The following is a 23,231-nucleotide window of genomic DNA, read 5'->3' as shown; positions in this document are numbered from 1 at the left end:
GGAATGAAACCTCTTATGTAAGGATGTTAGCTTTCATTATTTATCTTTTATTGAAAAAAACATCTACTTTAGTTAGCTCTCTTTTAGCTGTAATTACAGTGACGTTTTTTTTAATGCATTCTATTCCGGGTAGTCCTTTTGCAGATGATAAGTTAGATGCTGAAATTTCAAAAGCCCTTGCTACTCACTATGGCCTAGATCAACCTTTATGGTTACAATATGTAAAGTATTTAAAAAATATCTGTGTATTTGATCTAGGTCCTTCTCTTCACTATCAAGGAAGAGCTGTGAAAGATGTCATTATCAATGGATTTCCTACATCTTTTGTACTAGGCTTAGAGGCCATGACGCTCGCTATTTTAGCAGGTATAGGATTAGGGTTGGTTTCTGCAGCAAATCATCTTAAATGGCAAGATTGTGTAAGCATGCTCTTTGCTACTTTTTGTATGTCTTTACCTAGTTTTATTTTGGCAACCCTCTTACAGTTCGTTTTTGCTATGAAGCTTGATTTGCTACCAGTAGCTCGTTGGGGCAGTTTTGCGCAAAGCATTATGCCAGCTTTATCCCTTGCTGCTTTGCCAACAGCTTTTATAGCCAGGCTTACTAGAGTCAATTTAATTGAAGCCATGCAACAAGATTATATCTTAACCGCTCGGGCAAAGGGTTTAGGTCAAATGCAGATCATATATAAGCACGCCTTGCGTAACGCCATCTTCCCCGTTCTTTCTTATTTAGCGCCTCTTTCAGCAAATATTTTTATCGGAAGCTTTGCCGTTGAGAGAATTTTTGCTATCCCTGGCTTAGGACACTCTTTTGTACAAAGTATTATTAATCGCGATTATTCAATGATTATGGGGCTAACCATTTTTTATAGCTGTATTCTGTTGTTAGCTGTTTGGCTAATTGATACAATTTATCTATTCTTAGACCCCAGGTTAAAAGACAGATGAATGAATTATTTACCCCCTTAACTGCTATAGAAAGAGCTCGATTGCTTGATGAAAAAGAGGAAATGCCGAGCACTTCCCCTTTACGCCTAGCCTGGAGCCAACTCGTCAAAAAAAAATCTGCTTTGTTAGGGTTATCTCTTTTAATTTTACTCATGATCATGGCTATTATCGGGCCTTATCTTTCTCCTTACAAATACTATGAGATTAATCTTCCTCTTAGAAATCAACCTCCTTGTCGCAATTATTGGTTTGGAACAGATGATCTTGGAAGAGATCTATTCACGAGATGTTGGTGGGGAGCGAGGATTTCTTTTTTTGTAGGCATCTCTGCTTCTACCATCGATTTAATCATAGGTGTACTCTATGGGGTATGCGCTGGATTTTTAGGTAAAAAAATAGAAATGCGTATGATGCGCATGTTAGACATCTTTTATTCTATTCCCTATTTACTATTCATCATTTTGCTAATTACAGTCATTGGTTCAGGGGTATTTACCATTATTCTTTCTTTGGCCTTAATAGGCTGGGTCAATATGGCTCGTATTGTACGCAGCCAAATACTACAAATTAAGCAACAAGGGTATGTTCAAGCAGCTTTTGCTTTGGGTGCTCCTCGCTGGCATATCATGCGCAAGCATTTAATTCCTAATGCAGTGGGCTCCATTATGGTGACTTTGACCCTTACAGTTCCTTGGGCTATTTTTGTAGAGGCTTTTTTAAGTTTTCTTGGATTAGGAGTACAAGCTCCTACCGCTAGTTTAGGAATGATGATCCATGATAGTTTATATGCGATTCGTTATTACCCTTGGCGCCTAATTGTTCCAGCTGCTTGTATTAGCTTAAGCTTATTGGGCTTAAATTTATTAGCAGAGGGCTTAAGGGAAGTGCTTAACCCAAGACACATGCAATGAAACAACCTGTGCTTACTGTTAAAAACTTAAGTGTCCAATTTTTCGACAAAAATAAGTGTATACATGCAGTTCGCGATGTCTCTTTTACATTAGCTACAAACCAAATCTTAGCGGTTGTAGGAGAATCAGGCTGTGGAAAAACAACATTAGCAAAAGCAATCATCGCTTTACTTCCTCCGGAAAAAACCGCTATTCAAGGACAAATTTACTACCAAGATCAACCTCTTCTCCCCTATGTAGAAAAAAAAATGCAAACGATTAGAGGTAGGCGTATTGCCATGATTTTTCAAGATCCTATGACCTCATTAAACCCGACCATTACCATCGGTAAACAACTTAAGGAAGGCTATCTACACCATTTTCCCCATGCCTCCATGCAAGAAGCTCAAGACCAATCTTTAAAGCTATTAGAAGAAGTGGGGATTACCAATCCTAAGCAGTGTCTCTCTAGTTATCCTCATATGTTAAGCGGAGGTATGCGTCAAAGAGTGATCATTGCCATTGCATTGATTTGTGCACCGCAGCTTTTAATTGCAGATGAACCAACAACGGCTTTAGACCTAACCATTCAAGCACAAATTCTCGAACTACTTAAGAAAATACAAATAAAAAGAGAGATGAGCATTTTGTGGATTACCCATGATTTATCTATAGTTTCTCAATTTTGTGACCATGTAATGGTAATGTATGCAGGGCAAGTTATAGAAAGTAGCAACACCCAAAAACTCTTCTCTTCTCCTTTGCATCCCTACACACAAAGACTACTGCAAATATTACCCCAATCCCGCTTAACTCCTTTCGAACCCATTGCTGGTTTTCCTCCTGATTTAAGCACCATATTCCCTGGGTGTAGCTTTTGTGCTCGCTGCGACCAATCCATGCGCATTTGCCTTTCCCAAATGCCAACCTTAAAAGAAATCAAGCAAGATCAATTATGCGCTTGTTTTCAATACGATCCGAGGAGAAAATCATGAGTCTTATACAGGCTGAGGATTTATCCAAGCGATTTCTATTGAAAAAAGGCTATACCCAAGCATTTTCGGATCTTTCTTTTTCTATCTTGCCTCAAGAGACTCTTGGATTAATTGGAGAAAGCGGATCGGGTAAATCCACTTTAGGGAAATGTTTACTGCGTTTAGAAGAGCCCACTTCTGGAGGTGTGTATTTTGAAAACCAAAATCTATTAAAGTTTTCTAAAAAACAACTTTTTCGTTTTCGAAGTAAAGCTCAAATTATCCTACAAGATCCTTATGCTTCTTTAAATCCAAAAATGACGGCAGCTGAAGCTATCATGGAGCCTTTGCAGATTCACTGTAAATACATTAAAGAAGCTAATAGACAGTTAGCTTACGAAGCGTTTATCCGTGTAGGATTACATGCTAGTTCTTTTAATCGCCTCCCTCATGAATTTTCAGGAGGTCAAAGACAAAGAATTGCTATTGCACGAGCTCTGATATTAAATCCTGCTTTTATCGTGTGTGATGAACCTATTTCAGCTTTAGATATATCGACTCAAGCACAAATCATTACCCTCTTAAAAAAATTGCAAGAAGAGCTACATGTCAGCTATCTATTTATTGCTCATAATCTCCATATGGTAAGGCATATTTCTCACAGAGTAGCTGTTATGTATTTAGGAAATTTTGTAGAACTTGCACCTACAGAGGATCTGTATCAAAATCCTCTACATCCCTACACTCAGGCTTTATTTGCTACTATGCCGGGGTCTTTTTTTCAAAAAGCTAAACCTACAGTTAGCCCTTCTTCTTCAGGTTGCCCTTTTGCAGCTCGCTGTCCATATGCTACAAAAATTTGCAGCCAAGAAAAACCTATATGGAAGGAAAAGCATTCAGAGCATTTCGTCGCGTGTCATTTGCACTAGACTTCTTTCGAAATTCCTCAAAGCAACTCCAAATTGTGAATCGCTGCGATAAGATTAAATCGCAAACCAAACCCTCTTTCTCCGATTTCTGTACCTATCTCTTATTAAATCGATATACTTATTTGCATTCAAATTAAGAGTTTTAATATATAAACATTTTTATACAAAAGATAACATCTTCTTGCAAAATAGAGCAGTTTTTTCAAAAAAAACTAGTTATGCAATTCTTAATTTGAAATCAAACTAGTATATTCGGCACTACTATGAACCTATCTTGAATTAAATTTACTGTTTTAAAGATACTTGCCGACTTAAGAAATTCATCCAATATCCCAGTAGTCCAAACATTAATAGTCCGTTCCAATATATTGCCTTTCTTTCCCAGCGCACTGTAAGACGACGGAAGCATGTCTTTAACCAAGAAATCGTTCTCTCAACGACCCAACGTTGCTTTTCAAGGTAGCAAATGCCTTTTATCTTATATCCCTTAGTGTTTCTTTTCCGAGCTATCAGAGGAAAAACCTCATGGGAAAGAACATCGATACGTGTTTGCTCTGAGTCATAACCTTTATCTGCTTCAAGTATGGGTACTTTTCCCTGATTCCATGCTTTTTTAATGAAGGGAATGACTTTCCTAAGCAGAGGGATCACTTGTTTTTTCTCATCCCCGGATGCTGATGTAAAAGTGATTGCAAGAGGCTTTCCTGATTTTTCTACCAGTAAATGCGATGTCACGCCTTTACCTTTGTAGCCATAATCAACTTGCTCTCCTCCTCCGCGTCCGCTGGAAAAAAAAACCATCTACAGAGAGTCTCTGGGCATCAATACACCCCAGCTGTTCGGCAAGCTTAAGCAGCTCTTCTAAAAATTGATCTAAAAATCCAGCAGATTGCATTCTTCCAAGCCATGCGTGTGCTGTTGAGGGATGAGAAAACTCCTTGTTTCTAGGTGCATCTTTCCAAGGAGCTCCTGTCCGAAGCACCCAGAAAATAGTATTCACTACAGGTCTCCATGGCGCTAATTTTCTTCCATAATGGTTACGATTTACCCATTTTTCCATTTGAGGTTCGAGTATTTTAAACTGTTCTTCATTTAATCCTTGCTTGCTCATGTCATCTGTCTTTAGTTAAAAAATAAAAAGATCTGGTATCATAGCGAAAATTTATATTCAATTCAAGATAGGTTCATATAAGACGGCCCTTTCAACCTTGAAGTGCACAAAAAAGAACATATAAATACTTGAAAAAACATCTATTGTGCACCCGAGCATAGCATGTTTGTAGATAATCTCGTAAACACTTCTAGTGGAGTTTCGAAGTTGAGAGCCTTTCTAGGTCTGTTATTTAGTAAAGTTTCCACCCTTTCTATATCCTTGGAAGTCGTATCTAAAAAGCTTTGTGTTTTAGGAAAATATTGCCTAACTAGTCCGTTTGTATGCTCATTTAAGCCTCTTTCCCAAGAATGGTAGGGCGTTGCAAAGTAGAAGTCTGTCTCTAGCTCGAAACTAACCATTTGGTGATAGGCAAATTCTTTTCCGTTGTCTGCTGTTAATGTGTGTACAAAATCTTTGATAGGTTTAAGTTGTTCAATTAACGCTTGACTTACTTCCTCTGCAGTTTTATGAGAAACTTTGGCGAGCTTAGTTAGCTTGGAAGTTCTTTCTACCATTGATACAATTACGCCTTTATGTCCTGCCCCTATGACTGTATCTAGTTCCCAGTCTCCTAAACGAGTCTTTTTTTCTACAATACAAGGCCGTTGCTTAATATCTATACGACCAGGCATGTTCCCTCTTCCAGAAGCTCCCTTTCTCTGCTTGTTATATTTTTTCCCTCGATGACGGAGCTCTCTATAAAGCTGTCCTCCCTGTCGTTTATCTTTCCAGATATGATTATAGATGGTCTCATGACTAACATGTTCTTTACCATGTCTTTTAAGCCATCCGGATATTTGTATAGGGCTCCATTGCAACTTGATTTTTTCTTCAATACGGGTAACTATTTGAGGAGTCATTTTTTTATTGGGCTGAGAATTTTTTCTAAGAAATGCTTTTTCTTGAGCTTGCTGATGACGGTATCCTCGTTGCCCTTTATTTCTCTTAAGTTCCCTACTAATAGTGCTATGATGAACTTTTAGAATGTTTGCTATTGAGCTAGATGTATCTCCTCTAGCTTTTAAAATATAAATCTGACATCTTTGGTCATAGGTTAGGTGATGGTAGCCTTTAGGCAAGGTCTCTCCTTGTGTTTGATTGTTAAAAATCACAATAGAGATTCTTTCATCGCCTGCCTATTCTTTTTTTAATTCTTCTGTGCACTTCAAACTTGAAAAGACTGACAATTAAGATGACCTGCTCTTTCATTATTATTTTTAAATCTCCTTTTTTTCTTTATTTCTCAAAAGTTATATGACCAAAATTGGTTATAGTCAATTTTATTTAAATTTTTAACTCATTGTTGTGCGATTCTTGTAGTTCATTCTGAAGGAGAAAAAAGTGTATTAGCAAAAAAGGTTTTTGACTAAACTTAACAGTAAAAGTTTTTAATTTAAAAAAAGAGCCATTCATGGAAGTTACCTTTAAGGGATCCCCTATTCATATAAGTGGTTCATTGCCTAGATTAGGGATACAAGCACCAGATTTTGTTTTAATAGATAAGGATTTAAAAAAACGCTCCTTAAAGGATTATTCAGGTAAGCGTAAATTAATTTCTATAGTACCAAGTTTAGATACAGCTGTTTGCTCTTTATCTGCTAAAAAACTCAATCAAGTCATAAAAGCAAATCCCGAATCGGGAGTGGTTTTGAATATTTCTGCAGACTTGCCTTTTGCACAAAGCCGTTTTTGCCATGCAGAAGAAGTAGATACCATTGTTTGTCTTTCGATGATGGGGTCTAAAGATTTTGCTCAATCGTATGGAATTTTAATGCTAGATGGACCTCTTGCTAGCTTGTGTGCAAGAGCCATCGTTGTTCTAGATGAAAATGACACGGTTATTTATACGGAGCTTGTACCAGAAGTTACCCAGGAACCCAATTATACGGAAGCTTTAAAACACTTCTTAAAAAAATAAAACTATTCTTGTTTGAAGCTGTAAGTAGGATAGGAAGGAAACCAAATGGTTTGATCCACAAGTTTTTCTCTTATCTCTTTTGTCATGGGAGGGATTAATTCCTGATTTTCTGCTACAGCAATAACTGCTATAGCAATCTCACGACTCACCTCTCTTAAGAGCTTAAGAGGCGGGAATAGATCTGGGAAGAGGGAGTGTTTTGATAATACATAAGCTGCTTGAATAAACATTTCATCAGTGATCTTAGGAATCTTAGCTGCAATAGCCCCTAGACCGATGCCTGGAAAAATATAGACATTATTACATTGTGCAATGGTGTATTGTTTACTATCGTAATCCACATTCTCGAAGGGGCTACCCGTTGCGATAATAGCTCTGCCTTTAGTCCAGTGTAGAAGTTCTTCAGGTGTTGCTTCTGAGCGAGAATTTGGATTAGATAGGGGGAAAATAATCGGGTTCTCTACATATTTTCCCATTTCTGTTACAATCTCTTTTGTAAAGGCTTTTGCTTGAGCAGAAACTCCGATGAGAATGGTTGGTTTTACCTGTTTAATGACTTCTAACAAAGAAATAGGAAAAGAATTCAATTCCCATTTTCGTAGACTTTGATAATCACGAGCAAATTTTTTTTGCTCGCTATCTAGATTGGATAATTCTGTGTGGATTAACCCTTGTCTGTCTATCATATAAAAGTTTTCTTGTGCTCTTTGCTCACTACAACCCTCTTCTTGCATGGCTTTTACAATCAGATAAGAAATCCCAAGCCCAGCTGATCCAGCTCCAAATACCACGATTTTTTGTTCTGAGAGAAGAGATCCTTGAATAGCAGATAAAAGAGCTGATAGAGTAACGGCAGCTGTTCCCTGAATATCATCATTAAACGAGCAAAGTACACCTTGATATTTTTCCAATAAAGGTTTTGCGTGTGTTTTAGAAAAATCTTCCCATTGCAATAAAACCTTAGGAAATCGTTTTTTTAAAGCCCTAACAAATCGATCGATAAAATCGTAATACAAATCATCTGAAATTCTAGGATGGCGCCAACCTAAATAGAGAGGATCGTTTAAAAGGGTTTGATTATTGGTTCCTACATCTAAAAGAACAGGTAGAGTCCTTAAAGGATGAATACCTCCAAATAAGGTATATAAAGAAAGCTTTCCTTGAGGAATTGCCATACCTCCTACGCCTAAATCTCCTAGACCTAGAATGCGTTCTCCATCTGTTACAACAACAACATCTAGTTCTTTTTGAGAAAGATTTGCCATAATCTCTTCTATTTTATCCTGAAGCGCATAAGAGATATACATTCCACGGTGTTGGTAGTACAAACTGCTAAACTGCAGCGACACCTCCCCTATTGTTGGAGTATAGATAAAGGGCAGCATTTCAGAGATATGATTCAATACTAGTCGATAAAAGAGCACCTCATTGCGATCTTGCAAAGACGATAAGAACGTATATTTAGAGAGTTGATTTTTTTGAGCCAGGAAATTCTGATATCGACGAATTACTTGTTCTTCCAGAGTGGAAACATGAAAGGGCAGTAATCCATGTAGATGAAATACATCTCTTTCCTCTACAGTGAATGCTGTTCCTTTATTATATATGGAATGATTTAAAAGCTTTTCTGATCGTAGAGAGGTTTGTATTTCCTTCATTTTATACTTCCCATGATGCTATGCTAAGATCGGTTTCTTTCAAATGATACATAGCTACTGCTATCCAAATAGTAAAGATAAAAACAATGGTTGCATTCAAAACAGTTAGCATACTCGTGCTTAAAATAGCCTGTAAACTCAAGATAATTAAAGAAGCAAAGGCCTTAGCAAAACGGTAGAGAAAAACATCGATAAAAGCTTTTGCTCGAAATTTTTCATCCGAACTCAGAGGAATATATAACATTTCCTTAATGATGCTAAATAAGGAAAAATCAAAAGTTTTTAATATGACAAAAGTAAGAGTAATCATGCCAAAGGCAGGAAAAAGAAAACAAAAAACGCTCATGATGCCTAAAAGCATGGGGATACCCACATGAAGACGTTTGACTCCAAAAAACCGCACTAGAAAGTAGGTGCCTAAAAATTGCATGGTTGTAGTAAAGGTCTGACCCATTGTTTGAATGCGACCACTATATTGGGTTCTTAAGTCCTTTTTAGTAACAAGTCCTTCTAAAAAAGTATTAAATTGATAATCGACTAAAGTAGAGATTACCTGCATAAAAATAACCGCTAAAGAAACAAAGATCAATACGCGAGAACCCGCAATCAACTTAAGACCGTGTAATACGGTTTCTAGCCCTTGTTTTTTCTCTAAAGGAAAAGATTCCGTTTGTTTGCTTTGTTTTAACATCATTACATATAGAAAACTCAAAAAAACATAAAGAGGTAGTGTTATATACAAAAGAGACTCAGAGCCTATTTTTACAGCTAAAAAGCTAGGAAACAAGCTTCCTAATAAAGATCCTAATCCCCCTATTCCAAAAAAAAACCCATAGAGGTATTTAGCTCTCTCCATTGATATATTTACATGAATTAAAGACCAAAGCTGCTGGAAAATAAGCATGATGTAAGCATCTTTCCAGACATAGAGAAAAAAGCTTAAAAAGGAAATTTTATGCATCCAGATAGCACATGTGCAATTGATGATTATAACAGCAATTGCTAAGCTTAAGTAGGTTTTTAAACAACCAAGCTTGGGTAAATATTTATTGTATAAACCAACAAGAAGTAGATTTAAGGGAATAGAAAAAAGCCAAGCGTAAGGGAAGAAATTTACACCGTAATCGGTAAGGAACAAAGCATTGCTTACAGGACGAACAATCGCATAATCCATCGAGATAAAAAAACTGCACAACATAGCTGTTAAGATAAATAGATGTTCCTTGGATCTTTTAAGCATTTTTGTCTTTTAACTCTGAAGTTTGCATTTTTTTTAATAAATATATAGCAATAGCTACCCAGCTGATAAAAACACAAATGCTAATGGAGTGAAGAACAGGCAATAAATAGCTAGTTAAAACCATTTGTAAGCTCAAGATAATCAGAGAAGCAAATACTTTAGCAAAACGATAGAGAAAAACATCGATAAAGGCTTTTGCTCGAAATTTTTCATCCGAGCTCAGGGGAATATAGAGGGTTTCCTTAATGATGGTAAATAAAGAAAAATCGCAAGCTTTTAAAAGAATAAAAACAAGCGTGGTTATAGCAAAACCTGGAAAAAGAAAAGAGAGGATACTCATCAAGCCTAAAAGCATAGGGAATCCCATATGCAAACGTTTTACTCCCATCATTTGAATAAGAAAATACGTGCCGAAAAATTGCATACAGACGGAAATGCCAAGACCAATACCTAGCACTCGCCCTATATATTGAGTTCTTAAATCTTTACCAATAATTGTCTGTTCTAGATACGTACTAAATTGATAGTCGACTAAAGTAGCGCTAAGCTGCATAAAAAGAACACTTAAAGCAATAAAGATCAACGTTCTAGAATTTATGATTAATTTGACGCCATGTAAAAGCGCCTCTTTAGCACTCTTTTTCTCTTTTAGTAAAAGAGATTCCCCTGCATTGCTTTGTTTTAAAGTGAGTATAAAAGCAGCTGTTAAACACAAATAAAGCGGCAGCGTCATATATAGTAAAGACTCAGAGCCCACTTTTACTGCAAAAAAACCCGGCAATAAACTACCCAGTAAAGAACCTAATCCCCCTGCTCCTAAAAAAAAACCATAAAGGTACTTAGCGTGTTTTAAAGACACTGTCGAGTGAATGATAGACCACAATTGCTGAAACATCAGCATGATGTAAATCTCTTTCCAGATATAGAGAAAAAAGATTAGAAAAGAAAAGTGCTTGATCAACAAAGCACAGCTGTAGTTTATAGCTACAATGCTACCTGCTACTATCAAATAAATTCTCAAACAACCAAGCTTGGGTAAATATTTATTATAAATCCCAATAAGAAGTAGATTTAAAGGAACGGATATTATCCAAGCATAAGGGAAAAATTGCGTTCCATATTTTGTAATAAATAAAGAAGTACTTACAGGCCGAATGATAGAATAATCCGCTGAAATAAAAAACCCACACAACATGGCGCCTATAATAAAAAGATGTTCTGTTGCGGAAAACTTATTTTGTGTAAATAGATTAAGCATTTTCCCCTGCTTCTAACAAAGGAGTCATTTTTTTAAATAGATATACCGCAAAGACTATCCAAGTTACGTAGACGCTAATACTAATCCAATTGAGAACAGGCAATAGCAGAGTGGTTAAGATAAATTGTAGGCCTAAAATAATCAAGGATGCAAATATTTTAGCAAAGCGAAACAAAAAGACATCAATAAAGGCTTTTGCTCGAAACTTTTGGTCAGGGTTTAAGGGAATATATAGCATTTCCTTGATAATGCTAAATAAAGAGGAGTTATAGGATCTCAAGAGGATAACCGTAAAGGTAACTATCCCAAAACTAGGAAAAAGAAAGCAGAGAATGCTCATGATGCATAAAATAAAGGGAAGTGCGATGTGCAAGCGTTTTATACCGACTCTTTGCACAAGTAAATAGGTTCCAAAAAATTGCATAAATACCGTAAAGCTTAAACCAATGGCTTGCATTCGACCGGTATATTCTGTTCGCAGATCCTTAACCGTAATGAATTTCTCTAAAAAAGTATTAAATTGATAGTCGATTAAAGTAGCGCTAAGTTGCATAAAAAGAACACTTAAAGCAATGAAAACCAATATCCTAGAATTTAGAATGAGTTGAATCCCATGCATTAAGGCATCTTTAGCATCTTTTTTCTCTTTTAGTAGAAGAGATGCTCCTGCATTGCTTTGTTTTAAGGTGAGTATAAAAGCAGCTGTTAAACACAAATAAAGCGGCAGCGTCATATATAGTAAAGACTCAGAGCCCACTTTCATTGCAAAAAAACCCGGTAATAAACTACCAGATAGAGATCCTAATCCTCCCACGCCAAAAAAAATTCCATAGAGATATTTAGCCCGCTTTAATGACACAGTTGAATGGATTACAGACCATAACTGTTGAAACATCAGCATGATGTAAACATCTTTCCAGACATAGAGAAAAAAAGATAAAAAAGAATACTGCTTAATGAGCAAAGCACAACAATAGTTTATAGTTACAACACTGCTTGCTAGTATCAAATAGGTTTTTAGACATCCGAGTTTAGGTAAATATTTATTATATAATCCGACGAGTAGTAAATTTAAAGGGATGGATACCAGCCAAGCATAAGGGAAAAAACGGGTTCCATAAGTAGAAATAAACAAAGAATTACTTACAGGGTAAATAATGGAATAATCCGCTAAAATAAAAAATCCACAGAGCATAGCGCCCATAATGAACAGGCGCTCCGTTTTAGAAAACCGATTAAGGTCTTGCTTGAATTGCATATGTTTCGAAATATCTTAAATTTTAAGCCACTCAAGATAATATCAGGTAATGATTTAAAGCACAGAAGCTTTTTTATCAGTAAAAAAATCTTCCTAATTAAAAAAAATTTAAGAAAACCAGATAGGTCTAGGACAACTTTCTCCTAGATAATTAGCTGTGACTACCACGAACTCAGCTTTGCGCTGCAATTCTTTAATATTGCGGGCTCCTCCATAGGTTAGTCCGCTACGCAAGCCCCCTAAAAGAGAGTCTATTAACTCTTTAGCCGATCCGCTAACAGGGCCCCAAAAATCGATCCCTTCAGCAACTGTTTTATCCTTTAACCCTCCATAAAAGTCGGTTTGAAAATCAGCACTAGCCTGGCCTCTAAATTTAGCTTCTCTTCCATTGCTAGAGTCGCGCTTAGGAGCTGCGCTCTCTTCTGTCATGGCAAATAGTTTTCCAACCATAACAGTACTAGCACCTGCGGCTAAAGCAAGAACCAAATCCCGGCTATTGCGAATTCCTCCATCTGCGATTAAGGGAACACGAAGTTTTTCCGCTATTTTTGCACAATCGTAAATCGCTGTAAATTGAGGCACTCCAAAACCGGTTACCATACGAGTTGTACAAGCAGCTCCTGGACCAACACCTACTTTTACCGCATCAGCACCTGCATTAACCAGATCGTGATACGCCATAGCGGTACACACATTTCCTGCTATGACTTCTTTATCTGGATGGGTGCGTTTAAGCTCTTGAATAAAATAGAACATTCTATCGGAGTGACCATGTGCTACATCAATACATACACCAGCTGCTCCTAAATCAAGCAATTGTCTTGTTTGATCAATATTTTGAATCCCACACGAGATAAATATTTTGTCTGTATATTTTTCAACCCATTCTTTTTGTATTTTAAAACTTACAAAGCGATGAAAAATAGGTATAGAACCTTCTTGTAGTAAAATAGGAGCTAGGTCTTCCCCTATTGTTGTATCCATATTGGAACATAGGATAGGTTGTGACATTTTAAGTTTTTTAGTTAGCCATGTCTCTAAAGAAGGCTCTGTACGAGAAGGAACATTATTGAATTGCGGAACAAGAGCTATATCATCAAAAGTATATGCATTTTTTATAGACATGCTAAAAACCTTTTCTGTTAAAATTTGCTTTCACAAGAGAAAAACGGTAACATAGGAGCAACACTTAAATTTAGTAATTTTGATATGATTACAGTAATTATTCTTACAAAAAATTCTCAAGAAACCCTAGAAGACACGCTCTTCTCTGTGCGAGGCTTTCCTGAAATATTAGTCTATGATACAGGTTCAACCGATACAACATTAGATATAGCTAAACAATTTCCTAATGTCAAAATAATACAATCTGAATTTATCGGGTTTGGTCCTACCCGAAACAAAGCTGCTAAATCAGCCACTCACGATTGGATTCTGGCCTTAGATAGCGATGAAGTCCTCTCTTCTAAGCTATCTCAAGAAATTCTAAACATCTCTTTAGATTCCAACTTTATCTATCAAATAGATCGACATAATTTCTTTAATGGTAAGTGGATTAAAAGCTGTGGCGGCTGGTATCCAGATCCGATTATTCGCTTATACCACAGAAAAAAAACCCAGTTTACCGATTCTATGATTCATGAAAAAGTCTCTTCTCAAGGGATGCAAATCCATCCTCTCTTTTATCCCCTTTTTCATACACCTTATCGAAATATCCATGACTTTCTAAAAAAAATGCAAGTATACTCAGATCTTTTTGCTACTCAGAAAAAAGATTCTAAACCAGTCTCCTTAGCCAAAGCTATTTTTCATGGCTCTTTTGCTTTTTTCAAAAGTTACTTTTTAAAAAAAGGGCTAAAGCAAGGAGTAGAGGGTTTTATTATTTCAGCTTATAATGGACATACTGCCTTTTATAAGTATTTGAAATTACGAGAAGCGCAGAAAAACCAAGATATTCTTTAATTTTTTTCTTGGTTTTTTTGTCGTATTTTTAAATAACCTAGCGAAAAATGATTTAATTTATTGATTTTTCGCTTGTTTTCATGCTATAATCAGCGAAAAACAGGAATAAATAATGATTATAGGTCGAAAAAAAGAACTTGAAATACTCCAGGAGATTTATGAGTCAACGGAGCCTCAGTTCCTTGCTGTTTATGGAAGAAGAAGAATAGGCAAAACCTTTCTTATTAGTGAATTTTTTAAAAATAAAGGGATTTATTTTGAGATAACAGGAATGAAAGAAGGATCTAGAGCTGAGCAACTTTTTCAATTTGCCTACGAATTTTCCCGCCAGTTTAATCAAGGGAAACGGATTTCTTCTCCAGAAAATTGGGCACAAGCTTTGAATTTATTACATGAGGCTATTGAAGAAATAAAAGACAAAAAAATCATCCTTTTTTTTGATGAGGTCCCCTGGCTTGCTTCTCCTCGTTCTAAATTTTTAAATGCCTTAGAGCATTTTTGGAACCGTTATCTATCTAGAAAAAAAAATGTAGTTCTTATTATTTGTGGCTCTTCCGCATTCTGGATTATTAGAAATATTATAAACAACAAAGGAGGGTTATATGGCAGAGTGACAAGAAAAATGCGTCTGCTTCCCTTTTCTCTTTTAGAAACAGAAAAATATCTTAAATCCCGTCATATTGAACTAGAGAGAAAACAAATTATTGATATTTACATGGCAATGGGAGGAGTTCCGAAATATCTTTCCTATATAGCTAGAGGCAAATCTGCAGCTCAAATCATCAATGATGTGTGCTTTTCCCTAAATGGTGGGCTTTATAACGAATTTGACAATCTTTATAAGTCTCTTTTTGAGAACTATGAGCATCATATAGCTATCGTAAAAGTTCTTGCTAAGGCTATAGATGGACTCACAAAAAATGAACTTTTAAACAAAACAAAATTAACCTCAGGTGGAACCTCAAGCAGAGTTATTGAAGAGTTAATCGATGCGGGTTTTCTTATACATGTTCCTTCCTTTAAGAAAAAGAAAGCTGGAGGAATCTATCGGCTTATTGATGAATACTCTCTTTTTTACTTAACCTGGATTGTAGAAAACTCTAAGATTGGTCTGGAAAGTGTTGATTCAGAATTTTGGATAAAAAAACAAAGCACATCCAAGTGGAATGCATGGAGCGGATGTGCCTTTGAATCTCTTTGCTTAAAACACATTCAGAAAATAAAAAAAGCGCTTGGTATTTCGGGTATCAGTACCATTGAATCAGGATGGCACTATCTGCCTAAAAAATCGATTAATGAACAAGGGGCGCAAATAGATCTTGTTATAGATAGAGCAGATAAATGTATCAATTTATGTGAAATGAAATATAGCTCTTCGGAATTTACTATCGATAAATCTTATGAAGAAAAGTTGCAGAATAAAAAGAACGTTTTTAGAGAACAAACAGAGACTACTAAAACTCTATTTATGACTATGGTAACCACTTATGGTGTCAAAAAGAATGCACATTATCTTTCAGTGATTGATAATCAACTGACAATGGATGATCTTTTTTGAAGATGTGTTATGTTCTAATTTTTAATATATAGTGGTTCCGATTCAATCGTATAGAAAAATATAGGATTAACGAGAAGTTTCAAGTCGTTGACTTGAACCCCATTAAGCTAGCCGTTTGAATTGGCACTACTATATATGCCATAATTACTTCCAAGGGTTTTATGAAAACTATCATTATGCCTTACTGAAAAAAGTTCTCTAATTGCACACAAGGGGAATATAAATTCTCTTAATTCTTCATAAGCTCTCCGAGCCGATATTTCGCTTGCACAATAAAAGGCGTTTTTTAAGATCTTGGACAGCAAAGTTTAATGCGGGAGATAAGTCCAGGGTTCTCTGCGGAGTCTTTTTGAAGAAAACTAGTTTAGATTCTTCGCTCCATTATGCTATCCGAAATGAAATGGGCAAGACAATGTATACTACGGCTTCTAAGCGCCAACTCATTTGTCGTCTTTACCTATTTCTTCGGTTTTCTACTACAAAAAATTTTAGTCACTTTTCCTAGTGTGCAATTATGGCATGTATAGTATATAGCTAAGAGGAGCTCAAAATAATATTCACATCACAACTTCTAGCAATAAAAGTGTCTTAAATTTTTCTTTTGTTGTTGTAGAATATGCCATTTTATCAGAAAATACGTCTTTATAAAATTTATAATTGTTCTTTAAGGGTTTTTTACATGCTATGCAAGAAGTTGAACAGATTTTTAGCGTTTTTTTCTTGTATCATTAAAAAACTAAGGAAACCTTTTATCCAAAAAGCAACACTGGTTGTTGTGCTTGTTACTACATGTATATTTATTTGCAGCTCTTCAGCTCCGTTAAAAAATAATTTACCTATGCTCAATTTAAATATGATAACGTCTCCTAAAACATTTGATCCTCGTAAAGCCGGCGATGTTTATTCTTCGCAAATGATTTTCTTGTTGTTTGAAGGTCTTACTAAGCGCTATCCCGATGGATCCATTAAACTTGCCCAAGCTAAGTCGTATAAGGTCTCAGATGATAAGCTTACCTATACATTTATGTTAGGAGACAACTATTGGTCTAACGGTAAGCCCGTTACTGCTTATGATTTTGAACAGTCGTGGAAAGACATTCTTAATCCAAAGTTTCCCTCAACAGGGGACTACCAATTTGCTCCCATTAAAAACGCAAAAAAAGCCAGGAAAGGACTTGTTCCCTTAAATGAGGTAGGTATTAAAGCAATTGATGAAAAAATCCTTGTAATTACGCTGGAACACCCGACTCCTTACCTTCTTAAGGTGCTTTCACAACCCTGCTTTTATCCTATAAGTATTGAGCAAGACCAAAAGAACCCTAACTGGGTATGCCAAACAGGCGCTCAATTCGTGTGCAATGGACCTTTCATATTGGAAAGCTTTAAGCAAGGCGATCAAATCGTTTTAACTAGCAATCCATACTATCGAAAAATAAAAGATAAACATCCACCAAAAATTACATTCAATATTGTCGAAAACAATCACGTAACATTAGAAATGTTTAAACAAGGAACAGTTGATATGATTGGAGACTCTTTAACGAATATTCCTTTAGAGGAGATATCTGAGCTAGAAAAAACATGGACCTTTAACTTAGAAGCACAACCTTTTTCTGTATTTATTAATCTCAATACAACTAAACGGCCTTTTAATAATGTTAAGATTCGAAGAGCTTTTGCTTTGGCAATTAATCGCCAAGAATTAATTGAAATATTAGGAAAAGGATGTAAAAAAAATATCAAAACGGATTCAATCACTCCTGCTTACAAAGCCGGCTTATGTGCAACAAATCTAGTTGCACCTTGCTTAAAAGAAAATCGATGTACCGAGTTTTTCAAAGATAACGATGTAATCCAAGCTAATATTTTGCTCAATGAAGGAATGGCTGAGCTAGGTATTACCAAAGAGGCTTTTAAATCACTGACTTTTTTTTATTATCCCAGAATTTATGCAAATGAGATAGTGCAAGTCATTCAACAGCAGTGGGCAAAAGCGTTTGGAATCTTTATTAAGCTAGAAAAGCTAGATTTTAGCATTGTTTTAGATAAGTTAAATAACTATGACTATTCAATGTGTTTTTTTTGTTGGCTTGCCTTCTATGACGACCCTATGAATGTGCTTGAAAGATTTAAGTATAAAAACTATACAATGAATCATCCTAGATGGGAACATCCAAAGTTTATCGAGTTACTTGATCGCTCTAACTATGAGGAAGGAGATAAGCGCTTATTAACTCTAGAGCAAGCCGAAAAAGTACTGATCGACGATATGCCAGTTATTCCCTTATATCACAGATATTATGTATATCTCATAAATCCAGAGCTAGAATTTAATGTCTCTCTATGGGGAGATAGATTACTATTCCCCTTTACTCCAGAACAAAAACAAACCAAAAAAGAGAACAAACATTCTCATATAAAGCAAAAATCTAAAAATCCGTCAGTAAAAAAGTAAAAAAAAGGATGGGATTTTAATACGTAAAAAACCCTAAGACTTACATCTCAGACGGTACCCTAAATTTTTTCTAGATAAATGAATACACTTGCTCCCGTGTGCTACTGGCAATGCCTATAGCATTACCGCTAGTATCAAGTAAGTACTTATGAGCTACTTCAATGGCTCCATATTCATTAATGTAATTTGCAATACACCTAGGTAGTATGCCCTTTTCTTTATCTTTGAGTACATACTCTTTTGGCTCATCTTCCCATAGGAGAGAATATAGAACCTATTTTGTTGCAGCATCCTACATATTTCAGAAAGTGCTTGCTATCGGAATATCCGTTGGATAGAAGATATGCTGATTTAAGCACCCTGACTTTGCACTAAAAACCAAAGATATTTTTATTCAGGAAAAAAGAAAAGGCATACGTTAAAAAATCAGGTGATAGTAGACAAAAAGAGCCAGAAGGTTATTTGCACTGCATTTAGTAATAGTAAGCGTCATGACTTTCGATTATTTAAAGAATTTAAAACGAAAATCCATCCAAAGACCAAGGTAATTAATGAAAATGTAATCGGGATGCTTAAGCGTTTTAAAATCATAGCAGATCGATATAGAAATCGACGGAAATGCTTTTGCCTAAGATTTAATCTTATAGAAGGAATCTATAATTGGAAGCTTTAAAATTCAGGTTATGCAAGAGGTCTAATGAGATGAAAAAGAAAGTAGTTCTCATTTGTATAAAAATGCAAACGAGTATACAACTAAGAGAAGCATAGATTTGAATACACATCAATAAATAAACGATAATTAGCGGCAGTCGGGCTCGAACCAACGACCTACGGATTATGATTCCGCCGCTCTAACCAGCTGAGCTATGCCGCTGAAAGAAAATAGCGGGGGAAGGACTCGAACCTCCGGCCTTTGGGTTATGAGCCCAACGAGCTAACCAACTGCTCCACCCCGCGATAAAGAAAGCATGAGTTTAACGCGCTTGCGCTTTTAGCTCAATAACATTTTGCAAAAGGTCGATAGTTTTTTTAGTTGCTCCTTGCATGGAAGGGCTACTTTGAGAAATAGATAAAGGAAAAGACAGTAGTTTGGAGATTGTTTCAACTAGACTATCTAAGGTGATCTCCAGTCCAATATGAGCGGCTAAGATTTGTTGCTGTAAATCTTTTTGTGTATGCATGTGTGGTCCAAAAAGCACAGGCGTTCCAACCGATACGGGCTCAAAAATATTATGCCCTCCAACATGGGAAACAAAGCTTCCCCCTACAATAGCAAGATCGACTATTTGATATAACTTGGTAAGCTGTCCCATTTGATCAATTAAAATTACCTGTTCTTCTCCAGTGATTTGGGAAGAATTGGATGAAAGAGCGTAAGAGTAGTTCTTTTTTTGTAGTAGAGAACTTACGTTTTGAAAACGCTCAGGGTGACGAGGGGCTATAAGCACTTTTAAATTGGGAAATAACTGCCAAAGTAGGTCTAGTTTTTCAAGCAACCACTTCTCTTCTGGATCATGTGTTGAAGCTATCATGATTGTGTTGTTAGCTAATTTAAACCGTTCTTTTAAGTTTTGTTTTTGAGAAGAAGATAAAAGATCTGGCTTAACATCCCACTTGAGATTACCTGTTATGTGGATTTTATGAGAGCTAATAAGATGAGAAAACCTCTCAAAATACGTGTTGTTTTGTACCAGAAAAAGATCAAATAAAGAAAATAGCTTCTGTGTAAAATAAGGAGAAAACTGAAACCTTTTATAAGAGCGCTCTGATATTTTTCCATTCACCAATACAACTTTTCCTCCTATTTTTTTTACATAGTAAACCAGATGAAACCAAAAATCACTTTCTACTAAGAAGAGAGCGCTGGGTGATATTTGTTTTACTAAGCGGCACATAATCAATGAAAAATCCAAGGGAAGAAAAAAGTGAGCTTTTGCTTGAGGTAAGCTTTTTTTAGCTTCCATGTGCCCTGTACGAGTGGTATTAGAAATCACAATTTGTGCAGAGGGAAAAGTTTGTTGCAGTTGAGCTACTAGAGGAATAGCAGCTTTTGTCTCACCTGCTGATACAGCGTGAATCCAAATTACAGGTGCAGAAGAGAGTTGTAAATTAGGAAATTTTAATCCCAATCTATATAAAATAGTTCCCTTGTATTTACTCCAAGAGAGAAGGAACTTAGGTAGGGCAAATAGTCCTAGTAACATAAGACAGGTATTATAAAAAAAACTAAACATCGCACACAAGGTTAATCAGTTTATTAGGAACAAAAATTACTTTAGTAATCGGTTTAAGTAAATATTTTATGATCTGCGGTTGTTTTTGTAAAAAAGATAGCAGTTCTTCTTTGGTTTGTTCTTTAGGCAAAGACCATTTTCCTCTTACCTTACCGTTTATTTGCACTACATATAAGACTGTTTCATCTATTAAATAGTTTGGATCGAAAATAGGAAATGGCTGATAGGTTAAGCTTTTTGTTTCACCTAAATACTCCCACAGCTCTTCTGCGATATGAGGAGCAAAAGGATACAATACTTGAATAGCCATTTTTAGCGCTTGCTTAGGATAAGAAGCAAGGGGTGAAAAAGCATTGATAAATTCCATCATTTTAGCAATAGCTGTATTGAACTGCATAGCTTCTATCTCTTTTTCAACCTGATAGACCAAACGGTGGGATAACTTCAATCCTTCAGCTGTATCTTCATCGCAAATTTTGTCTGAAGTAACCAAGTCATAAAAGCGATTTAAAAAGCGATAACATCCATTTACAGCATCGCTGTTCCAGAGTTTTTCTTTATCAAATGGGCCCATAAACATCTCATAAAGACGAAGGGAATCAGCTCCATATTCACAAATAATGTGATCCGGTGTTACCCCATTGAGTTTTGATTTGGACATCTTTTCTATTTGAGTGTGTAGCGGTTCTTTAGTACCTAGTTTGAAAAAGATGCCATTTTCTTCGCAGACCCCCTCTGGTGCTACATAGACACCTTGATTTATCTGGTAAGATCTAGCTGAAACAAGACCTTGATTGCGCAGGGTTTGAAAAGGCTCAAGAGTGCTGGCAAGGCCACAGTCATAAAATACCTTATGCCAAAAACGTGCATACAAAAGATGAAGCACTGCGTGCTCTATTCCTCCTACATACAAATCCACCGGCATCCAGTATTTTTCTGCTTCCTCACTCCACGGTTTATCTGGATTATGAGGATCGCAAAAACGTAAATAATACCAACAAGACCCCGCCCACTGTGGCATGGTATTGGTTTCTCTTTGAGCTATTTGATGTGTTTTAGAGTCTGTAATGTGCACCCATTTTTTAACTTTAGAAAGAGGGCTCTCTCCAGTAGGAGCTGGCTTAAAATCTTTTAATTCAGGAGGGCATAAAGGCAGTTCATCTAAATCTAGAACTCGCCTAGTACCATCGGAGAAGTGAAGAATGGGAAAAGGCTCCCCCCAATAACGTTGGCGGGAAAATAACCAATCGCGCAATTTATAATTAACGGTTTTCTCTCCTTTTCCTTGGCTTTCTAACCAATGAATTACTGCTTGCTTTGCTTGCTTCAAATCTAAACCATTTAAATTTAAAGAACCTAAAGAACTATTAATATATGTTCCCTCTTCTGTCCAACAAAGTTTGCCAGATTGTATATCTAGATCGGTTTCATTAGGAATGATAACAGCAATAATGGGTAGATGAAAGATTTTAGCAAAAGCAAAATCTCTTTCATCATGGGCAGGAACCGCCATGACAGCCCCTGTTCCATATCCCATCAACACATAATCTGAAATCCAAATAGGAATATCTTGATCTGTAATGGGATGTTTAGCATGTGCACCTGTCCATACACCTGTTTTCTCTTTGTTAAGCTCTGTCCTTTCCAAATCGCTTTTCCCGGAAATCTCTTTGCAATATCTTTGAACTTGTTTGCGATAAGGCGCTGTTGTAATTGATGAAACAAGCGGATGCTCTGGAGATAGTACCAAATAAGTCACACCAAATAACGTATCAGGACGAGTAGTAAATACGGTGATTGTTTGTTTTGTTTGTGTTTCTTCAAAGTGGATTTTAGCGCCTTCAATACGGCCAATCCAATTTATTTGTAACTTTTTTAAGTGATCTGGCCAATCTACTAATTCTAGATCTTTAAGCAAACGATCTGCATAAGAGGTAATTTTAAGCATCCATTGGCGCAAAGGACGTCTCTCAATCGGATATCCTCCTTCTTTAGCCTTACCATTTTCGACTTCTTCATTAGCTAAAACAGTTCCTAAGGCCGGACAGAAATTAACTAAAACTTCTGCTTCATAAGCAAGCCCTTTATTGTATAGCTTAGTAAAAAGCCATTGTGTCCATTTATAATACTTAGGGTCACTTGTTGTAATTTCTCTATTCCAATCGTAACTAAATCCCAGTTTTTTAAGCTGCCGTCTGTAGGTATTGATATTATTTTGCGTAGTGCTTGCTGGATGGGTTCCTGTGCGAATGGCATATTGCTCTGCGGGCAAACCAAAGCTATCCCATCCCATAGGATGCAGTACATTAAACCCTTTTTGTCTTTTATAGCGCGCAATTGTATCTGTTGCTGTATATCCTGTTACATGACCTACGTGTAGTCCTGAACCAGAAGGATAGGGAAACATATCTAAGATATAATATTTAAGCTTGCTCGTATCTATTTCGACCTGAAATAGCTGTTTTTCTTCCCAAATTTTTTGCCATTTTGCTTCAATTGCTTGATGGTCATAGTTCTTCTTTGTCATAGTCCTGCCCAAATAATTTAACACACAAGCTTAACGCGAACCCTTATCTTTTGTCTAGTCTTTGGGCTTTTATACATAAGTTGTTTATTTTAAGTTTATTAAATATTAATATCCTTCCTTGCTACAAATCAAACAATCTAGTACTATCTTTGTTGTCTTTCCAAGACTTATATAATAGGTTCTAAGAAGCATGCTAGAAATTAGTTTGATAAAAAAAAATAAAATTTGCTTGGAGGATTACAACTACAAGCAAGATATTGAAAACAG

The 23,231-nt window shown here is 36.1% G+C and carries 18 protein-coding genes, 2 tRNA genes and 1 pseudogene; 9 read left to right on the top strand and 12 right to left on the bottom strand.

Going from position 1 to position 23,231, the window contains the following annotated elements; genetic code table 11:
- The first annotated feature begins 23 nt into the window (after positions 1 to 23).
- Genes RHABOEDO_RS06515 through RHABOEDO_RS06500 form a run of 4 tightly spaced genes read left to right on the top strand, consistent with a single transcriptional unit; the run spans position 24 to position 3,743 of the window.
- The gene (locus RHABOEDO_RS06515) at positions 24 to 950 is read left to right on the top strand and encodes an ABC transporter permease (RefSeq protein ID WP_215217021.1); all 927 of its coding nucleotides are present in this window, start codon (positions 24 to 26) and stop codon (positions 948 to 950) included.
- Positions 947 to 1,861 (top strand): ABC transporter permease, encoded by a 915-nt coding sequence (locus tag RHABOEDO_RS06510; protein WP_215217010.1) that lies wholly within the window; start codon positions 947 to 949, stop codon positions 1,859 to 1,861. The genes RHABOEDO_RS06515 and RHABOEDO_RS06510 overlap by 4 nt, the downstream gene beginning before the upstream one ends.
- Entirely contained in the window at positions 1,858 to 2,835 is a 978-nt protein-coding gene (locus RHABOEDO_RS06505; RefSeq protein ID WP_215217009.1) for an ABC transporter ATP-binding protein, read from the top strand. The genes RHABOEDO_RS06510 and RHABOEDO_RS06505 overlap by 4 nt, the downstream gene beginning before the upstream one ends.
- Complete coding sequence (locus tag RHABOEDO_RS06500; RefSeq protein ID WP_215217008.1) at positions 2,832 to 3,743, top strand: ABC transporter ATP-binding protein; 912 nt, start codon at positions 2,832 to 2,834, stop codon at positions 3,741 to 3,743. Before RHABOEDO_RS06505 ends, RHABOEDO_RS06500 begins: the two co-directional genes overlap by 4 nt.
- A 285-nt stretch (positions 3,744 to 4,028) precedes the next feature.
- Here RHABOEDO_RS06500 and RHABOEDO_RS06495 read toward each other — a convergent pair whose 3' ends face one another.
- The 3 genes from RHABOEDO_RS06495 to RHABOEDO_RS06485 all read right to left on the bottom strand — a co-directional run bounded on the left by RHABOEDO_RS06495 (position 4,029) and on the right by RHABOEDO_RS06485 (position 6,008).
- A complete protein-coding gene (locus tag RHABOEDO_RS06495) occupies positions 4,029 to 4,544 on the bottom strand; it encodes a transposase (protein ID WP_215216393.1) in 516 nt (171 codons plus the stop codon).
- Entirely contained in the window at positions 4,501 to 4,854 is a 354-nt protein-coding gene (locus RHABOEDO_RS06490; RefSeq protein WP_215217041.1) for a transposase, read from the bottom strand. Before RHABOEDO_RS06490 ends, RHABOEDO_RS06495 begins: the two co-directional genes overlap by 44 nt.
- A 140-nt stretch (positions 4,855 to 4,994) precedes the next feature.
- Entirely contained in the window at positions 4,995 to 6,008 is a 1,014-nt protein-coding gene (locus tag RHABOEDO_RS06485; protein WP_215216525.1) for an IS30 family transposase, read from the bottom strand.
- A 299-nt stretch (positions 6,009 to 6,307) separates the two neighbouring features.
- Here RHABOEDO_RS06485 and tpx point away from each other — a divergent pair, with 299 nt between their 5' ends.
- Positions 6,308 to 6,814, top strand: coding sequence for a thiol peroxidase (gene tpx, locus RHABOEDO_RS06480; protein WP_215216336.1), 507 nt, complete (start codon positions 6,308 to 6,310; stop codon positions 6,812 to 6,814).
- Positions 6,815 to 6,816: 2 nt separating this feature from the next.
- Here tpx and RHABOEDO_RS06475 read toward each other — a convergent pair whose 3' ends face one another.
- The 5 genes from RHABOEDO_RS06475 to RHABOEDO_RS06455 form a co-directional block, all read right to left on the bottom strand.
- The gene (locus tag RHABOEDO_RS06475; protein WP_215216337.1) at positions 6,817 to 8,472 is read right to left on the bottom strand and encodes an NAD-dependent malic enzyme; all 1,656 of its coding nucleotides are present in this window, start codon (positions 8,470 to 8,472) and stop codon (positions 6,817 to 6,819) included.
- A gap of 1 nt (position 8,473) precedes the next feature.
- Positions 8,474 to 9,712, bottom strand: coding sequence for an Npt1/Npt2 family nucleotide transporter (locus RHABOEDO_RS06470; protein ID WP_215216338.1), 1,239 nt, complete (start codon positions 9,710 to 9,712; stop codon positions 8,474 to 8,476).
- Positions 9,705 to 10,970 carry an Npt1/Npt2 family nucleotide transporter gene (locus RHABOEDO_RS06465; protein ID WP_215216339.1) on the bottom strand — a complete coding sequence of 422 codons (1,266 nt, stop codon included), beginning with the start codon at positions 10,968 to 10,970 and terminating at the stop codon, positions 9,705 to 9,707. Before RHABOEDO_RS06465 ends, RHABOEDO_RS06470 begins: the two co-directional genes overlap by 8 nt.
- Positions 10,963 to 12,228, bottom strand: coding sequence for an Npt1/Npt2 family nucleotide transporter (locus tag RHABOEDO_RS06460; RefSeq protein ID WP_215216340.1), 1,266 nt, complete (start codon positions 12,226 to 12,228; stop codon positions 10,963 to 10,965). The genes RHABOEDO_RS06465 and RHABOEDO_RS06460 overlap by 8 nt, the downstream gene beginning before the upstream one ends.
- A 108-nt stretch (positions 12,229 to 12,336) precedes the next feature.
- Complete coding sequence (locus RHABOEDO_RS06455; protein ID WP_215216341.1) at positions 12,337 to 13,353, bottom strand: guanosine monophosphate reductase; 1,017 nt, start codon at positions 13,351 to 13,353, stop codon at positions 12,337 to 12,339.
- Between the two features lie 84 nt (positions 13,354 to 13,437).
- On the opposite strand from RHABOEDO_RS06455, the gene RHABOEDO_RS06450 reads away from it, so the two are divergent.
- The 4 genes and pseudogenes from RHABOEDO_RS06450 to RHABOEDO_RS06435 form a co-directional block, all read left to right on the top strand.
- Positions 13,438 to 14,190: a glycosyltransferase family 2 protein gene (locus RHABOEDO_RS06450; protein WP_215216385.1), complete on the top strand. Its 753-nt coding sequence runs from the start codon at positions 13,438 to 13,440 to the stop codon at positions 14,188 to 14,190.
- A gap of 112 nt (positions 14,191 to 14,302) precedes the next feature.
- Positions 14,303 to 15,748, top strand: coding sequence for an AAA family ATPase (locus RHABOEDO_RS06445; RefSeq protein WP_215216342.1), 1,446 nt, complete (start codon positions 14,303 to 14,305; stop codon positions 15,746 to 15,748).
- A 775-nt stretch (positions 15,749 to 16,523) separates the two neighbouring features.
- Positions 16,524 to 18,203, top strand: a complete 1,680-nt coding sequence (locus tag RHABOEDO_RS06440; RefSeq protein ID WP_215216343.1) for a peptide ABC transporter substrate-binding protein — start codon at positions 16,524 to 16,526, stop codon at positions 18,201 to 18,203.
- A gap of 209 nt (positions 18,204 to 18,412) precedes the next feature.
- Positions 18,413 to 18,876: pseudogene (locus RHABOEDO_RS06435) on the top strand (transposase); the annotation flags it as partial.
- Positions 18,877 to 19,003: 127 nt separating this feature from the next.
- On the opposite strand, the gene RHABOEDO_RS06430 reads toward RHABOEDO_RS06435, so the two are convergent.
- The 4 genes from RHABOEDO_RS06430 to leuS form a co-directional block, all read right to left on the bottom strand.
- Positions 19,004 to 19,077: transfer RNA gene (locus RHABOEDO_RS06430), tRNA-Met, on the bottom strand.
- 9 nt (positions 19,078 to 19,086) lie between these two features.
- Positions 19,087 to 19,160 (bottom strand) — tRNA-Met (locus RHABOEDO_RS06425).
- Positions 19,161 to 19,177: 17 nt separating this feature from the next.
- On the bottom strand, positions 19,178 to 20,332 hold the full coding sequence (locus RHABOEDO_RS06420) for a 3-deoxy-D-manno-octulosonic acid transferase (RefSeq protein ID WP_220017450.1): 1,155 nt from the start codon (positions 20,330 to 20,332) through the stop codon (positions 19,178 to 19,180).
- Between the two features lie 97 nt (positions 20,333 to 20,429).
- Positions 20,430 to 22,964 carry a leucine--tRNA ligase gene (gene leuS / locus RHABOEDO_RS06415; protein ID WP_215216345.1) on the bottom strand — a complete coding sequence of 845 codons (2,535 nt, stop codon included), beginning with the start codon at positions 22,962 to 22,964 and terminating at the stop codon, positions 20,430 to 20,432.
- Between the last annotated feature and the right edge of the window lie 267 nt (positions 22,965 to 23,231).

Origin of the sequence: Candidatus Rhabdochlamydia oedothoracis (genome assembly GCF_019453995.1) — a bacterium.
In the GTDB taxonomy this organism is placed as follows: domain Bacteria; phylum Chlamydiota; class Chlamydiia; order Chlamydiales; family Rhabdochlamydiaceae; genus Rhabdochlamydia; species Rhabdochlamydia oedothoracis.
The sequence above is the reverse complement of the archived record's forward strand: the minus strand, read 5'-3'. Positions and strand labels throughout refer to the sequence as shown.

Bases quoted from the DNA above. Each gene is read 5' to 3' on its own strand.
- RHABOEDO_RS06450 (WP_215216385.1), top strand. From the start codon at position 13,438: ATGATTACAGTAATTATTCTTACAAAAAATTCTCAAGAAACCCTAGAA.
- leuS (WP_215216345.1), bottom strand. From the start codon at position 22,964: ATGACAAAGAAGAACTATGACCATCAAGCAATTGAAGCAAAATGGCAA.
- RHABOEDO_RS06465 (WP_215216339.1), bottom strand. From the start codon at position 10,970: ATGCTTAATCTATTTACACAAAATAAGTTTTCCGCAACAGAACATCTT.
- RHABOEDO_RS06505 (WP_215217009.1), top strand. From the start codon at position 1,858: ATGAAACAACCTGTGCTTACTGTTAAAAACTTAAGTGTCCAATTTTTC.
- RHABOEDO_RS06445 (WP_215216342.1), top strand. From the start codon at position 14,303: ATGATTATAGGTCGAAAAAAAGAACTTGAAATACTCCAGGAGATTTAT.
- RHABOEDO_RS06470 (WP_215216338.1), bottom strand. From the start codon at position 9,712: ATGCTTAAAAGATCCAAGGAACATCTATTTATCTTAACAGCTATGTTG.
- RHABOEDO_RS06495 (WP_215216393.1), bottom strand. From the start codon at position 4,544: ATGGTTTTTTTTTCCAGCGGACGCGGAGGAGGAGAGCAAGTTGATTAT.
- RHABOEDO_RS06460 (WP_215216340.1), bottom strand. From the start codon at position 12,228: ATGCAATTCAAGCAAGACCTTAATCGGTTTTCTAAAACGGAGCGCCTG.
- RHABOEDO_RS06455 (WP_215216341.1), bottom strand. From the start codon at position 13,353: ATGTCTATAAAAAATGCATATACTTTTGATGATATAGCTCTTGTTCCG.
- tpx (WP_215216336.1), top strand. From the start codon at position 6,308: ATGGAAGTTACCTTTAAGGGATCCCCTATTCATATAAGTGGTTCATTG.
- RHABOEDO_RS06475 (WP_215216337.1), bottom strand. From the start codon at position 8,472: ATGAAGGAAATACAAACCTCTCTACGATCAGAAAAGCTTTTAAATCAT.
- RHABOEDO_RS06510 (WP_215217010.1), top strand. From the start codon at position 947: ATGAATGAATTATTTACCCCCTTAACTGCTATAGAAAGAGCTCGATTG.
- RHABOEDO_RS06490 (WP_215217041.1), bottom strand. From the start codon at position 4,854: ATGAGCAAGCAAGGATTAAATGAAGAACAGTTTAAAATACTCGAACCT.
- RHABOEDO_RS06515 (WP_215217021.1), top strand. From the start codon at position 24: ATGTTAGCTTTCATTATTTATCTTTTATTGAAAAAAACATCTACTTTA.
- RHABOEDO_RS06500 (WP_215217008.1), top strand. From the start codon at position 2,832: ATGAGTCTTATACAGGCTGAGGATTTATCCAAGCGATTTCTATTGAAA.